Annotated in this window: 12 protein-coding genes; 5 read left to right on the forward strand and 7 right to left on the reverse strand. The window is 72.8% G+C overall.

Going from position 1 to position 13,977, the window contains the following annotated elements:
* Window positions 1-9 precede the first annotated feature (9 nt).
* Complete coding sequence (locus HLI28_RS00955) at window positions 10-576, reverse strand: GNAT family N-acetyltransferase (RefSeq protein WP_343035527.1); 567 nt, start codon at window positions 574-576, stop codon at window positions 10-12.
* A gap of 69 nt (window positions 577-645) precedes the next feature.
* Here HLI28_RS00955 and HLI28_RS00960 point away from each other — a divergent pair, with 69 nt between their 5' ends.
* Window positions 646-1,620: a LacI family DNA-binding transcriptional regulator gene (locus HLI28_RS00960; RefSeq protein WP_171245628.1), complete on the forward strand. Its 975-nt coding sequence runs from the start codon at window positions 646-648 to the stop codon at window positions 1,618-1,620.
* A gap of 116 nt (window positions 1,621-1,736) precedes the next feature.
* Here HLI28_RS00960 and HLI28_RS00965 read toward each other — a convergent pair whose 3' ends face one another.
* On the reverse strand, window positions 1,737-3,635 hold the full coding sequence (locus HLI28_RS00965; RefSeq protein ID WP_171245629.1) for a pectate lyase family protein: 1,899 nt from the start codon (window positions 3,633-3,635) through the stop codon (window positions 1,737-1,739).
* Window positions 3,636-3,841: 206 nt separating this feature from the next.
* On the opposite strand from HLI28_RS00965, the gene HLI28_RS00970 reads away from it, so the two are divergent.
* From HLI28_RS00970 to HLI28_RS00980, 3 genes are all read left to right on the forward strand, one after another.
* On the forward strand, window positions 3,842-4,435 hold the full coding sequence (locus HLI28_RS00970) for an HdeD family acid-resistance protein (protein ID WP_171245630.1): 594 nt from the start codon (window positions 3,842-3,844) through the stop codon (window positions 4,433-4,435).
* Window positions 4,436-4,517: 82 nt separating this feature from the next.
* Window positions 4,518-5,720, forward strand: coding sequence for an NAD(P)/FAD-dependent oxidoreductase (locus tag HLI28_RS00975; protein ID WP_171245631.1), 1,203 nt, complete (start codon window positions 4,518-4,520; stop codon window positions 5,718-5,720).
* A gap of 45 nt (window positions 5,721-5,765) precedes the next feature.
* Window positions 5,766-7,301, forward strand: coding sequence for an FMN-binding glutamate synthase family protein (locus tag HLI28_RS00980; RefSeq protein WP_343035528.1), 1,536 nt, complete (start codon window positions 5,766-5,768; stop codon window positions 7,299-7,301).
* Window positions 7,302-7,435: 134 nt separating this feature from the next.
* On the opposite strand, the gene HLI28_RS00985 is transcribed toward HLI28_RS00980, so the two are convergent.
* Together HLI28_RS00985 and HLI28_RS00990 are read right to left on the reverse strand one after the other, a co-directional pair.
* Window positions 7,436-9,340 carry a cytochrome c biogenesis protein DipZ gene (locus HLI28_RS00985; RefSeq protein WP_171245632.1) on the reverse strand — a complete coding sequence of 635 codons (1,905 nt, stop codon included), beginning with the start codon at window positions 9,338-9,340 and terminating at the stop codon, window positions 7,436-7,438.
* Between the two features lie 49 nt (window positions 9,341-9,389).
* A complete protein-coding gene (locus tag HLI28_RS00990; RefSeq protein ID WP_171245633.1) occupies window positions 9,390-9,998 on the reverse strand; it encodes a hypothetical protein in 609 nt (202 codons plus the stop codon).
* A gap of 146 nt (window positions 9,999-10,144) precedes the next feature.
* Between HLI28_RS00990 and HLI28_RS00995 the strand changes: the two genes are divergently transcribed.
* On the forward strand, window positions 10,145-10,849 hold the full coding sequence (locus HLI28_RS00995; protein ID WP_171245634.1) for a fasciclin domain-containing protein: 705 nt from the start codon (window positions 10,145-10,147) through the stop codon (window positions 10,847-10,849).
* A 119-nt stretch (window positions 10,850-10,968) separates the two neighbouring features.
* Here the strand turns inward: HLI28_RS00995 and HLI28_RS01000 are convergent, their stop codons facing one another.
* From HLI28_RS01000 to HLI28_RS01010, 3 genes are all read right to left on the reverse strand, one after another.
* Entirely contained in the window at window positions 10,969-11,754 is a 786-nt protein-coding gene (locus HLI28_RS01000; protein WP_171245635.1) for an anti-sigma factor, read from the reverse strand.
* A complete protein-coding gene (gene sigK, locus HLI28_RS01005; RefSeq protein ID WP_343035529.1) occupies window positions 11,747-12,313 on the reverse strand; it encodes an ECF RNA polymerase sigma factor SigK in 567 nt (188 codons plus the stop codon). Before sigK ends, HLI28_RS01000 begins: the two co-directional genes overlap by 8 nt.
* 216 nt (window positions 12,314-12,529) lie before the next feature.
* The gene (locus HLI28_RS01010) at window positions 12,530-13,741 is read right to left on the reverse strand and encodes a S8 family peptidase (protein ID WP_343035530.1); all 1,212 of its coding nucleotides are present in this window, start codon (window positions 13,739-13,741) and stop codon (window positions 12,530-12,532) included.
* Window positions 13,742-13,977 lie beyond the last annotated feature (236 nt).

A 13,977-nucleotide genomic window follows, 5' to 3' on the forward strand; every position in this document is an offset into this window, starting at 1 on the left:
GGCGGAGGGTCAGCCCTGCCAGTCCTCGGCCAGCAGCGCGTAGTCCATGCCGTCCAGCCACTCGCCCGACCGGTGCAGACCGGTCTTGCGGCTGAGCTCCTCACGGCGCATCCCGAGGCGCTCCATCAGCCGCCACGAGGCCACGTTCGCCGCGAAGCATCCCGCGTGGACGCGACGCAACCCGAGCTGCTCGAAGGCCATCCCGATCGTTCCACGCACCGCCTCGGTCGCGTAGCCCTGGCCACCGAACGCCGGGTCGAGGGTCCAGCCGATCTCGGCCTGCACAGCGCGGCCCTGGTCGGCCACCTCGGCCTGTGCCCACCCGTCCTCGACCTTCACCATGAGATCGCCGATCGGCTCGCCGTCGAGCTCGACCACCAGCGTGAGCGCCAGACGGGCGGGGTCGACGAACCTCGCCCGGTAGGTCGCGTAGTCGGTCGGCGCGCTGGTGATCCACTCCCCCACCTCGGGCAGCCGCCGCCAGCGCCAGGTCGCCGCGACGTCGTCGGGCGTCGCGCGGCGGATCGCCAGACGTTCGGTCAGCACGGGCCACGAGACGGCGTCGAGGGGATCCACGGCCTCAGCGTATGCGGCCGGAGGGCGACCGCCGCGTAGAGTTCGACCCACACCGTCGTGGAGGATCCCTTGCCCGTCACCAGTGCCGACGTCGCGCGCGCCGCCGGCGTGTCCCGCACCACCGTCAGCTACGTCCTCAACGACACCCCGGGCACGAACATCTCGTCCGCGACCCGCGACCTCGTCCTGGCCACCGCCGCGCAGCTCGGGTACGCGCCGTCGGCCGCGGCACGCGCCCTGCGCCGCGGGCAGAGCGACCTGGTCGTGTGCGTCCTGCCCGACTGGCCCACCGGCCCCGTCGTGGACACGGTCCTGGACCTGCTCACCGACAACCTCGCCGAACGCGGCCTCTTCCTGCTGGTGCACCACCACCGCTCGACCCGGCCGCTGCGCGAGCTGTGGCGGGCCGTCACGCCCCGCGTCGTCGTCGGTCTCACGCACTTCCCGGCCGAGGACCTGCGGGCGCTGCGCCAGGCGGGCATCGAGGTGGTCGGTGCCGGGTCCGTGGACGACGGCGCCCACCCCGGCATCGACGCGGAGAACCAGCGAGGACTGGGCGAGCTCCAGGTCGAGCACCTGCTCGAGCGTGGGTATCGACACCTCGGCATCGCCACGACCCCGGACGAGCGGCTGCGCGAGTTCGCCGACCTGCGCACGGACGGTGTGCGGCGCGCCTGCGCCCGGGCGGACGTCCCCGTGCCGCCGGTCGCCGTCGTCACCCCGGTCGCCCCCGCGACCGAGGCGGTGCGCGGGTGGGTGGCCGACGGCGTCGACGCGGTCGCCTGCTACAACGACGAGATCGCCCTGGCGGTCCTGGCCGGCGCGCGGGAGGCCGGTGTCGAGGTGCCCGGCCGTCTCGCCGTCATCGGTCTCGACGACGTCCCGGCCGCCTCGCTCGCCGACCCGCCCCTGACGACCATCTCGCAGCCGAGCGCCGCGCAGGCCCGTCACCTGGCGGCGAGCGTCGAGGCGGTGCTGGACGGCCGGCCGCTGCCGCCCGGGCCGGACGAGCCGAGCCGCGTCGTCCCGCGCGCCTCGACCTGACCGACCCCCTCCGCGCACGGCGCCCCGCCCCGGACGCGGGAGAACCCCGCCCCGGGGACGGACCGGACGGGCCGTCCCCGGGGCGGGGTCTGCATCTCCTGCTCAGGAGGGAGGGGTCAGGGTGCGGGGTACTCCACGATGTACTCCGGCACACCGACCGTCGACGGCGGCACCGCGTCGCCCACGCCGTTGACGACGTGGTTGATGGTGCCGGCCGACAGGTTGACCGTCATGATGTGGTGCAGCGTCACACCCGGGGCGTCGGGCACCTCGAACCCGTTCTCGGTGACGATGTCCGGGTTGTTCTGGTTGAAGACGTACACCCCGCCACCGTGCAGCGTGTGCTCGGTGACGTCGTCGGCCACCTTGTACCCGGCGTACCCGAGGGTGCCGTCCGGACGGGTCCAGTCGGCCTGGGTCGGCGGGTCGTAGGGCAGCTCGTTCTGGTAGAGCACGGTGGTGCCGCGCTCGCCGTTCCAGACGGTGTTGAACTCCTGGAAGTGCTCGACGAACAGACCGGTCGCGGTCACGTCGTCACCGTTGATGCGCACACCGGTGCGGCCGATGTTGGTGTTCCACCGCACGGTGTCACCGTTCACGCCGTTCTCCCCACCCGTGGGGAAGCCCTCGACGCCGTGGTCCCCGCGCCACACCCAGGTGTGGTCGATGAGCACGTTGTCGGAGTTCACCTCGAGCGCGGTGTCCGTGGACCCGACGTGGGGGCCGCCGACGCGGAAGTACACGTCGGACAGCGTGGTCGGGTTCGCGGGGTCGGTCCGGTTCTCGTGGTCGCCGTTCTCCTTGCCGACCTGCAGCAGCAGCTCGGACTCCGTCTCGCCGGCGTCGATCGTCACACCCGCGACGACGGCGCCCGGGACGTCCGCGACGCGCATCGGCGTCGCGCCGTCGACGGCGGTCAGGGTGGCGTGCCCCATGCCGAGCACGACGGTGTCGGCACGCTTGACCTCGATGGTCTCCGCGACGTCGTAGACGCCCGGCGTCAGCAGCAGGTGCTTGCCACGGGCCAGGTTGGTGTTGATCTCGCGGACCGAGTCACCCGGCTGGGCGATGAAGAAGTCCTCGATGCCGATGGTGCGCCCCTCGGTCATGCCGTCGGCCCAGCTCACGCCGCGCGTGCCGGTCTGCGCTGCGGGCACGCGGACGTTCCAGCGCCCGTCGTCGTCGACGAAGAGGTACGGCTTCTCCCGGCTCACGGGCGTCTCGTCGAGCGTCGTGTACGGCGGGGAGGGGAAATCCGAGTCGTCGGGTGCACCGACGACGCCGGAGAACACCTGGTTCCACACGGCGTTCGACCAGGCGGGCATCTCGCTGTTGCGGGTCAGCCACTGCTGCTGCGAGCCGTTCAGCGGCGGCGTGTCGAACCGCGAGTCGGCGATGAAGCCCCCGGAGGCGTAGTGCGGCCCGTCGGTGCAGTAGTCCATCAGGGACAGGAAGCCGTCGACGTCGAGACGTCGCATCGAGACCGCCTGGGAGACCGCCCAGAAGTTGGCCGACGCCCGGCACCCGTCCTGACCGGAGCTGTCGATCGTCAGGTGGAGGTTCGACAGCGTGCGCCAGAAGTTGACGAGCGCGATGCAGTTCGAGCTGCCCGGAATGTTGTTCAGGCAGCGGTTGTAGACCTCGATCGCGCCGCGGACGTCGACGTCGCCCGGGGACGCCCCGAGGCCGGCGACCTCCGTGTAGTAGCCGACGCGCGCCTGCAGCGGGTCCTCGGCCGAGCCGTAGCTGCCCGGCTTGAACAGCACGCTGTAGCGGTCCGTCGACATCTCGGCGTCGGTCTGCTGCTCGGCGAGCTCGTCGAGCGCCGTCTCGATCTCCGCCTGCGGGGTCGAGGGGTCGAAGACCATGACGTTCGGGCCGAGATCCGGGTCGAACGGGTCGACCTGGTCGGGCGGCGACGCCTGCGCGGCGCCGACGCCGGTCAGCAGGACGGCCGCGGCTGCTCCCAGGGCCAGTGCGCGGCGGGGCCTGCCGCGCGAGGACGGGACTGACATGCGAGTTCCTCTCCGTCGAGACTCGAGGGGGCAGTAGTGACTCGTGTCACCACGCATGGCCGACCTTAGAGGTCCGCGACATCGGAGCGCAAGGGTGATCCTGCGACCTCTCGCCGGAACCGTGACCGTCCCCGCACGTCAGACGGCGAGGACCACGCCCTGCTCGTAGCATCACCAGCACGGGACGACGCCGGGAGGAGCCGGGCATGGCCGACGACGCGGTGACACCACTCTCGCGACGGACCGCGGGGACGGCGCGGAGGTTGTGGCGACTCGTCTACGTCCGTGCCGTCGCCTACCTCGTCGCCGGTGCCGTCCTCCTCGTCAACCCGGACGAAGGCCTGTCCTGGCTGCGCTGGGTGATCGGCCTGGCCATCCTCGCCCAGGGAGCGCTGCTCGCGATCGAGAACGTCCCCGGGCAGCGAGCCGACCAGGGCGACCTGAGCTGGCGGTTCGTCGCCGGGCTGCTCAGCGTCGCCGCCGGCCTGCTCGTCGTGCTCTGGCCCTCGATGACGGCCCCCCTGCTCTTCCTCGTCGTCGGCGTGTGGGCCTGCGCCGCGGGCGTGGCCGGGGTCGTCGCCGGGCTGCGGGGGCGCGCCGTACGCGCGAAGGCCTGGGACTGGCAGCTCGTCAACGCGGTGCTGTGGATCATGCTCGGCATCGTGATCCTCGCCCGACCCACGGACGACGCACCGACGATCGCCCTCCTGCTGTCGACGTACCTCCTGCTCGCCGGGGCGGTGCTGCTCGTCGCGGGTCTCTCCACCGGAACCCGGCAGAAGGACCGCGAGACCGCCTGACGACGACGGCTCCCAGGGCACGATCCGGGCAGACGTGACACTCTGTGAGGCGACCACCACAGGACGTCGTCAAGGAGGACCGATGGATCCGATCGTCGTCGTCGGGGGTGGGCTGGCCGCCGCCCGTGCCACGGAGACACTGCGCAGCGAGGGGTACGACGGGCCGCTCGTGGTCGTGGCCGGCGAGTCCACGGTGCCGTACGAGCGTCCGCCCCTGTCCAAGGAGTACCTGCGGGGCGAGGCCGAGCGCGCCGACCTGCGCCCCCTCGACGCCGACTGGTACGCCGACCAGCACGTCGACCTGCGCACCGGGACCAGCGCCACCGCGCTCGACGTCGGCGCACGGTCCGTGACGACCGCGCCCGGTGGCGCGCAGCGCTACTCCCGGCTCGTGCTCGCCACCGGGTCCCGGGTTCGGCGGATCGACGTGCCGGGGGCCGAGCTCGACGGCGTCCACTACCTGCGCACGGTGCGCGACGCGGACCGGCTCGCGTCCGCGCTCGCCGGGGACGGGCCGGTGGTCGTCGTCGGCGACGGGTGGATCGGCATGGAGGTGGCGGCCTCGGCGCGCCAGCTCGGGCGCGAGGTCACCGTGGTCGGGCGCGGCCCGCACCCGCTGGCCTCCCTCGGGCCGGAGGTGGCCCGCATCTTCACCGCAGTGCACGAGGACAACGGCGTCCGGCTGCTCCACGGGCGCACCGTGGTCGGTGTGGACGGCGACGCCGGTCGGGTGAGCGGCGTGCGGCTCGACGACGACACCTCCCTGCCGGCGGCCACGGTCGTCGTCGGGATCGGCGTCACCCCGGAGGTCGGGCTCGCCGCGGAGGCCGGGATCGACCTCGTCGCGGACCGCGACGGGGGCGGGATCGCCGTCGACGGCACCCTGCGCACCTCGGCACCCGACGTGTGGGCCGTCGGCGACATCGCCGCGATCCCCTCTCCGCGCTACGACCGGATGCTCCGGATCGAGCACTGGGCCGTCGCCGACGAGACGGGCAAGCACGCCGCCCGGTCGATGACGGGGTCGGGCGAGGCGTACGACGTCCTGCCCTACTTCTTCTCCGACCAGTTCGACCTCGGCATGGAGGCCAAGGGGCTGACGGAGGGCGAGATCGTCATCTCGGGCTCCGCCGAGGACCGCGAGTGCGTCGTCTTCTGGGTCGACGGTGGCCGGGTCAACGGGGCCATGGGCATCAACGTCTGGGAACGGATGGACGAGGCCGAGGAGCTGATCCGGCACGACGGGACCGTCGACCGGGCGACGCTGGAGGCGTTCGCCGGCTGACCCCTGGCCGCCCCGACGGAGCACGAGTCCAGGACGGAGGACGAGGTGGGACGACGGAGAACCTGGCAAGGCGTAGGAGCCCTCGGCGCGGGGATCGCCTCCCTGGCGACCTGGGACCTGCTGCAGCGCAAGCACACGATCCTGCGCCGGTACCCCGTGATCGGCCACCTGCGCTACCTCCTCGAGATCGTCCGGCCCGAGCTGCAGCAGTACTTCATCGAGCGCGACTGGGACGGCCGCCCGTACGACCGCGACACCCGCTCGCTCGTGTACGAGCGGGCGAAGGGCGTCAACGAGGAGAAGCCGTTCGGCACCGAGCTCGACGTCAACCGGGTCGGGCACGAGCACCTCGTGCACACGACGACCCCGCTGGAGACCCCCGACGAGCCGGCGCGGGTCCAGGTCGGCGGACCCGACTGCATCCGCCCGTACTCCATGGCCCTGCTCAACGTCTCGGCCATGAGCTTCGGCTCCCTGTCGGCCAACGCGATCCGCGCCCTGAACAAGGGCGCTGCCCTCGGCGGGTTCGCCCACGACACCGGCGAGGGCGGCCTCTCGCCGTACCACGAGGAGCACGGCGGCGACCTGGTCTGGGAGATCGGGACCGGCTACTTCGGCGCGCGGACCGCGGACGGCGACTTCGACTCCGCGACGTTCCGCGACACCGCCGCGAAGGACCAGGTCAAGATGGTGTCCCTCAAGCTGAGCCAGGGCGCGAAGCCGGGGGTCGGCGGGGTGCTGCCCGCCTCGAAGGTGACCGCCGAGATCGCCCGGACACGCCAGGTCCCCGCGGGCGAGAAGTGCGTCAGCCCTTCCGCCCACCGGGTGTTCTCGACCCCGACCGAGCTCGTCGAGTTCGTCGCACGGATGCGTGAGCTCGCCGGTGGGAAGCCCGCCGGCATCAAGCTCTGCGTGGGCTCACGGGTGGACGTGCTCGCCGTCTGCAAGGCCGTGCTGGAGGTCGGCACCGCCCCCGACTTCATCATCGTGGACGGCGCCGAGGGCGGCACCGGTGCCGCACCCCTCGAGTTCGAGGACCACGTCGGCATGCCGCTCACCCAGGGACTGATGACGGTCCACAACGCCCTCGTGGGCACGGGACTGCGCGACCGTGTCCGCGTCGGCGCGAGCGGGAAGATCGCCGGAGGCAGCGACATCGTCAAACGGCTCGCACAAGGGGCCGACTACACCAACGCCGCCCGGGCCATGATGATGGCCGCGGGCTGCATCCAGGCGCAGCGGTGCCACACCGACCGCTGCCCGAGCGGCGTCGCCACGCAGAACCCCTGGCGGGCCCGAGCCCTCGACGTCGCGGACAAGAGCGAACGCGTCCACCGCTACCAGCGCTCCACCGTCGACGAGGCGATGCGACTCATGGCCGCCATGGGCGTCTCCGGAGCCGAGGAGCTGACCCCCGCGCACCTCCGGCGCACCGTGTCCCCCACGGACAGCCGCTCGTACGCGGAGCTGTACGAGTGGCTCGCCCCGGGTGAGCTGCTCGACGACGCACCGCAGGGCTGGGCCGCCGACTGGCGGCTCGCGTCGGCCGACCGCTTCGGTCCGCTCGCCGCCGGGTCCTGACCCCCCGACGAGATCGCCGTGCCACCCGAGCCCACGGTCGCCCAGGGCTGGGGGTTCGCCGTCGCGGAGTCCACCGAGATCCCGAGGGCCGCTGACGGCTGCCCTGCCCGACGCGTCGACGCCGTCCGCGGCGGTCAGCCGAACGTGAAGGTGTACACGGTCACGCCGGCGGGCACTTCCAGCTCCACCGTCCCCTCGGTCGCGCCGTCACCGCGCAGCACGTCGTACAGCGTGGGGTTGCCCGCCACGTCGATCTCCCGCTCCGCGCGCACGGTGCCGTCGTCGGCCAGGACCCGCGCCGTCACGGTGCCCTCGCCCCCGAGCACCGAGTACACCTCGGTGGACCGGTAGGCCAGCCGCAGGATCGCGTCGTCGGACACCGCGGTCGCACCCTGGAAGTCGACGTCCCACCGACCGTCCAGGGAGAAGGTGTCCTCGGGCTGCTCGGTGGGTGCGGTGAACCGCCGCTCGCCGCTGCCGTAGTCGGTCGGCCCCGCGTAGTTGAAGACCTTGTTGAGCGCGAGGTACGTCTCCGGGGTCGTGTCGGCCTGCGGGGTGGTGTCCTCGGTGTCCGTGGGCGCGGGGAGCGTGACGTCCGGGTCGGCCTCCCGCAGCAGGTCGCGGATGTGCTGCTCCGTCGTGGCGTAGTCACCCTCGCCGAACTTCAGGTAGCGCACGGTCCCGTCGGCGTCGATCAGGTACTCGGCCGGCCAGTACCGGTTCCGGTAGCCGGTCCACGTCGAGTAGGCGTTGTCCTGCGCGATCGGGTGGTCGACACCGAGGTCCTCGGCCCCCGCGACGACGTTGCGCGTCTCGCGCTCGAAGGCGAACTCCGGGGTGTGCACGCCGATCACCTCCAGACCGGCGTCGCGGTAGGCGTCGTACCAGGCGTTGACGTGCGGCAGCGCCCGCTGGCAGTTGATGCAGGAGTAGGTCCAGAAGTCGACGAGCACCACCTGGCCGCGCAGGTCCGCGAGCTCGACGGGCGCGCCGTCGGGGGTGTTGAGCCAGGTCGTGATGCCGGTCAGGGGCGGCGCCGTCCCGCACTCGGCGAGCTCGGCGTCCCCGCTCGTGCAGTTCGACAGCTCGCGGTTGGCGTCCGTGACGATCCCGCCGAGCTCGAGGGCGTCCTGGACGGTCTCGCTGGAGTCGAGCTGCTGCTGGAGGGTGCCGGTGTAGTCCGGCAGGGCCCGCTGGAGCTGGGCCGGCAGGTTCAGCGCGAGGGCGCCCGCGAGCGCGATCATGACGAGTCCTCCGGCGGTGCGGATGCCGCGCTGGTGGCGCTGGAACCCCCGCACCCGCTCGGCCACGCGCCGTCCGGCCAGGGCGAAGACGAGCAGCGGGACCGCGGCACCGACGGCGAAGCTCACCGTCAGGGCGACCGTGCCCGGTCCGACGTCGCCGGTCGCGCCGGCGACGGTGATCGCGGCCAGCACCGGCCCTGCGCACGGCACGTACAGCACACCCAGGCCGAGGCCCAGCAGGAACGCCCCGCGGTCCGGGCGCGGGGACCGCCGCGACCCGAGGGCCGCGATCCGCTGGAAGGGCCGCTCGAGCACCTCCTCGAACCGGGGCACGATCATGCCGGCTCCGATCGCGGCCAGCAGGGCGATGCCGAGCCAGCGCAGCAGGTCCTGCGGCAGCCCGAGCGCGGTGAGCAGGAGCGACCCGAGCAGCGTGAAGAGGCTGAAGCTGACGACCAGGCCGGCGATGACCAGGTAGGGGCGCCAGGACCGGTGCGTCCGCTGCGGGCGGTGGCGCGCCTCGGTGGCGTCCCGGCCCCCACGCGACGGGCCGCTGGAGACCCGGCCGACGCGGTCGACCCGCACGGCCGTCGGCGCCCCGGTGAAGAGCGCCTGGTCGACGCGGGCATGTGCCGGGTCCTCACCGAGGTCCGCGGATGCGCCACCCGTCGCGGCCCGGGTCCGCGCTCCCTCGACACCGCCGGCGAAGAAGATGACGGGCAGCATCGGCAGGATGCACGGTGAGATGCCGGTGACCAGACCACCGAGCAGACCGACGAGGACGAGCGTCTCCATGCCCGGGGTTCGGAGCGCGGAGCGGCGCGGATGGGTCGGAGCCCGACGCTCAGCCCCGCACCGTCGTCGTCACCCTGGTCAGGCTGGGACGCCGCGGCGTGGAGCCGAACCCGAACCGGACCGGAGGGTCGACGTCCGCGAGCGCCCCGAGGTCCGTGCCCTCCCAGGTGGCACTGACGGCGTCGACCCGGTGCACGTCCGTGGCGCCGTAGGTCTCGTGCCGGCCGTTGCCGGCGCTGCCCCGCGTCCGGACGCCGTCGAGCACGAGCCGGGCGACAGGGTCGGTGAGCACGGTGAACCACGGCGCGGAGGCGAGCCGGCCCGGCACCAGCCGCAGCAGCCGGCCCAGTCCCGTGCGGCGCCCGACGACGGCGTGCAGGCGGAGCGGACCGGCCTCGGCCGTGAGCGACCCGGGAGCGCCGTCCTCGAGCCGCACACGGACCGGCGACTCGACGACGTCGTCGAACCCGTAGGTCGTCGCGACGAACTCGGCGACGTGGGCCGGCGCCACGAGCAGACGGCGGCCGGAGTCGTCCTCGACCATCGCGTCGGCGAAGGCACCGAACGGCGAGCGGTCCCAGACCCCCAGCACCACCCGCGTCCCGGACGTCGTCCCCACGCCGAGGATCCGGCCGTCGAATCGCCACATGTCGCTCATCCACCGATGATGCGGGCCCGTCCGCGACCCCGCGAGATCACAGATCGACAAAGTTTTCGCCCCGACCCATCCGGACGGCCCCGTCGTTCCGAACACCCTCGTGAAGCGCCCCGGGGACGTCGGGGCGACGAGGCAAGGAGAGAACGATGAAGGCTCGCACTCGCACCCGCACCGCCGCCGCCGGCTTCGCGACCCTGGCCCTGCTGGCCCTGGGCGCCTGTTCCACCGACGACGGGGACACCGCCGGCTCGGAGGAGACGATGACCGAGGAGTCCCCCATGGAGGAGGAGTCCATGGCCGAGGAGGACATGGAGTCCGAGGACGACATGGCCGAGGAGGACATGGAGATGGACCCGGCCGCGAACCTCGTCGGCCCCGGCTGCGAGGACTACGCCTCGCAGGTGCCCGACGGTGCCGGCTCGATCGAGGGCATGTCCACCGAGCCCGTGGCCGTCGCGGCGTCGAACAACCCGCTGCTGACCACGCTGACCGCCGCCGTCAGCGGCGAGCTCAACCCGGACGTGAACCTGGTCGACACCCTCAACGGGGGCGAGTTCACGGTGTTCGCCCCGGTGGACGAGGCCTTCGAGGCCGTCGACGCCGAGACCATCGACGCCCTGTCCACCGACGCCGACCTGCTGACCTCGGTGCTGACCTACCACGTGGTGGAGGGCCAGGCACTGCCCGAGGACGTCGTCGGCGAGCACACCACGGTCCAGGGCGAGACCGTCGAGGTCACCGGCGAGGGCGACGAGCTCACGGTCAACGACGCCGGCGTCATCTGCGGTGGCGTCATGACGCAGAACGCGACCGTCTACCTCATCGACGGGGTCCTCATGCCGACGATGTGACCGGCCCCCTGGTCCCGGCCGCGCAGGGGGCGGGCGGGACCAGGGCACCAGCTCCGCACCGGCCCGCGCCGTCCTCGGACGGGGCGGGCCGGTGTCGTGCTGCGGCGGATCGCTCCGGGTCAGCCCTGGGCGAGCACGACGACCGGGTCGGTGGTCGGCTGCTGCGAGCCGCCCTCCGGCTCGACCGACACGGCCAGGCCGACGCCGTCCACACCCTGCAGCAGCCGCTCGACGGCACCGTCCTCGGGGTCGAGCAGACCCGCGGACGTCACACCGCCCTCGGCGCCGACCAGCCAGAGCTGGTAGGTCGAGCCCGCGCCGACGTCCGGCAGGTCGCTCGCGCTGAACAGCAGGTCCTCGCCGGCGACCAGCACCGAGGCCTGGCCACCCCCGGCGACCTCGCTGCGCAGCAGGGTCGCCGACGGGTCGGCCATCATCTGCGCGACCGTGTCGACCTGCTGCTGGAGCTGGTCCTGCTCGACGGTCGCCCGGATTGCGACGGTGGTGGGCACGGCCACGGCGACGACGGCGGCGGCCGCTGCGGCGACGAGGCCCCACCGGCGACGGCGCCCGGCCAACGGCACGACGTTCTCGTCGCCCGCGGAACGGGCGCTCCGGGTCTCGCCGTCGGATCCGGACCACGCGCCGTCGTCGACCCCGGAGCGCTCGGCGGGTGTCGCCGTCGACCCCTGCGCGATGCGGGACATCACGGCATCGCGGAGCTCGGCCGGCGGCGTCGTGTCCACCGTGAACGCCGCGACCACCTCGCGGTACTCGTCGAGGGCGCGGCGGGCCGCCGGGTCGGCGGCGAGGAGGCGTTCGACCGTACAGCGTTCCAGGTCGTCGACCGCGTCGAGCGCGTAGGCGGGCAGGAGGTCCCAGGCGTCGTGCGTGCTGTCAGCCATGGTTCACCCCCAGGCAGTCGCGCAGCCGGATCAGTCCGTCGCGGATCCGGGACTTGACGGTCGGCAGGGCGGCGCCGAGCCGCTCGGCCACCTCACGGTAGGTCCGACCGCCGTAGTAGGCGTCCACCACCGCCTCGCGCTGCGTCCCCGTGAGCGAGTCCAGGCAGCGCCGCACGGCTGCGCCCTCGAGGCGCTGCTCGACGTCCTCGGCGACGACGTCGTGGCCCGAGGGAGTGACGTTCGTGTCCAGGTCGCGCTGGTCCCGGTCGCGCCGCGCCTGCTCGGCACGGACACGGTCGATCGCGCGCCGGCGGGCGAGGGTGATGACCCAGGTGCGCGCCGACGCGCGGGCCGGGTCGTACGTCGCGGCTGTCTGCCACACCTCGACCATCACCTCCTGGGCCACCTCGGCGGCGTGGTCCGGGTCGCGGAGCACCCTGAGCGCCGTGCCGTACGCGGCGGGAGCCAGGGCGTCGTACACCGGCCCGAACGCGTCCGGCGTCCCGCCGGCGCACGCCGCCAGAGCGTCGTCGACCGGCGTCGTCTCGGATGGTGGCACCCGCACAGTGTGCCCCACCGGGCACACCAGGTCGATCGACATGCCGCTCCCGTCGTGCGGTCCCGGACCTCCCGGGACACCAGGGGTTCGATGCCGAGCGGCTTCCGGATGGGTCCGGCCCGGGGTGGCGCGACCGTCCGAGGCGTACCCGGGCGCAGCAGCGGCCGGCACGCACGAGGCGTGCCGGCCGCTGTCAGCCGGGTGTTCGTGGAGCGATCAGAAGCCGGCCACGTTCAGCAGCTTCTCCTTCGTGCCGTCGGGGTCGTCGACGTCGTTCCAGTCGGTGGTGCCGGCCGACTGCAGGGCCGACTTCACCTGGGCCGGGGAGGCCGACGGGTGGGTGGCCTGGTACAGCGCCGCGCCGCCGGCGACGTGCGGGGAGGCCATCGACGTGCCGGAGATGGTGTCGTAGCCACCGCCCTTCCAGGTCGACGTGATGCACACGCCGGGGGCGATGAGGTCGACGTCGGCGCCGTAGTTGGAGAAGCCGGCGAAGGTGTCGTCGACGTCGGTGCGGCACGTCGGTGCGGCGCCGCCACCGGGGAGCCCGTTGAAGTCGGCCAGCGCGCTGACGGTGATGACCTCGTCGTACGCCGCGGGGAGGTGGTTCGCGGAGTCGTCGGACTCGTTGCCCGCCGCCACCACGAAGGTGACCCCGGCGTCGACCGCGTTGCAGATCGCCTCGTGCATGGCGTCGGTGTTGCTGCCGCATGTGTTGTCGGTCCCGGTGCCGCCGAGGCTCATGTTGGCGACCTCGATCTGGTCGGCGTTGGCCGCGACGAAGTCGATGCCGCAGATGACGTCGGACCACTGCCCGCTGCCCGCGTTGTTGAGCACGCGCACCGGCCAGATCCGGGCGCCGGGCGCCACACCGACGACCCCGGCGCTGTCGTCGAGCGCGCCGATGGTGCCGGCGACGTGGGTGCCGTGGCCGTTGCCGTCGTTGGCGGAGCGGCCCGTGGAGCAGTTCATGGCCCCGGGCTGGTAGACGTTGATGTCCGGGTGGTCGAGGTCGACGCCGGAGTCGATGACGGCCACGTCGACGTCGACACGGGTGTCGGTGCCGTCGATGGCGGCGGTCGAGCTCAGCTCGGCGTCGACGCGGTCGATGCCGGTGGGCGTGGTCTGCGCCGTGGTCGTCACGACGCCGTCGGGCTGGACCAGCAGCACGCGGGGGTCGTCGGCGAGGCGAGCGGCGGCGGTCGCGCTCATGTTGGCGGAGTAGCCCCGGATGGCGCTGGTGTACACGTGGTCGACGGCGACGTCCGCGGCGCGGGAGTGCTGGGCGGCCACCGAGGCGGTGTTGGCGGACGGGCTGAGCATCACGATGTAGCCGTTGGTCTCGGGCGGGGCGGCGCTGGCGGGGACGGCGACGCTCGCTGCGGCGAGCGCGGCCGTGCCCCACACGGCCAGGAGTTTCTTGTGCACAGCAGGTCCTTTCGTCGGGGTCTTCCGATCGAGCGGGCCGGTGGTCCACCGGGTGCCAGGACAGTGGCACGTCGGTATCCTCGAGCACCAGTACAGACCAGACGTTGTTATACAGAATTTACATAAAACGTAAATAAGGGCATACAGAACGGACGCGGCAGTCGGCACCGTGCAGAACAACCCGTTGCCGAAGATGTCGCTCCGGGGTGTGGATGTGTTACAGGTCACATCGCCAG

The sequence above is a fragment of the Isoptericola sediminis genome (assembly GCF_013085345.1).
In the GTDB taxonomy this organism is placed as follows: Bacteria; Actinomycetota; Actinomycetes; order Actinomycetales; family Cellulomonadaceae; genus Isoptericola; species Isoptericola sediminis.

What these genes read in the sequence shown, in the direction of transcription:
- HLI28_RS00985 (WP_171245632.1), bottom strand. Translation starts at nt 9,340, where the DNA reads ATGGAGACGCTCGTCCTCGTCGGTCTGCTCGGTGGTCTGGTCACCGGC.
- HLI28_RS00975 (WP_171245631.1), top strand. Translation starts at nt 4,518, where the DNA reads ATGGATCCGATCGTCGTCGTCGGGGGTGGGCTGGCCGCCGCCCGTGCC.
- HLI28_RS00990 (WP_171245633.1), bottom strand. Translation starts at nt 9,998, where the DNA reads ATGAGCGACATGTGGCGATTCGACGGCCGGATCCTCGGCGTGGGGACG.
- HLI28_RS00995 (WP_171245634.1), top strand. Translation starts at nt 10,145, where the DNA reads ATGAAGGCTCGCACTCGCACCCGCACCGCCGCCGCCGGCTTCGCGACC.
- HLI28_RS01000 (WP_171245635.1), bottom strand. Translation starts at nt 11,754, where the DNA reads ATGGCTGACAGCACGCACGACGCCTGGGACCTCCTGCCCGCCTACGCG.
- HLI28_RS00965 (WP_171245629.1), bottom strand. Translation starts at nt 3,635, where the DNA reads ATGTCAGTCCCGTCCTCGCGCGGCAGGCCCCGCCGCGCACTGGCCCTG.
- HLI28_RS00970 (WP_171245630.1), top strand. Translation starts at nt 3,842, where the DNA reads ATGGCCGACGACGCGGTGACACCACTCTCGCGACGGACCGCGGGGACG.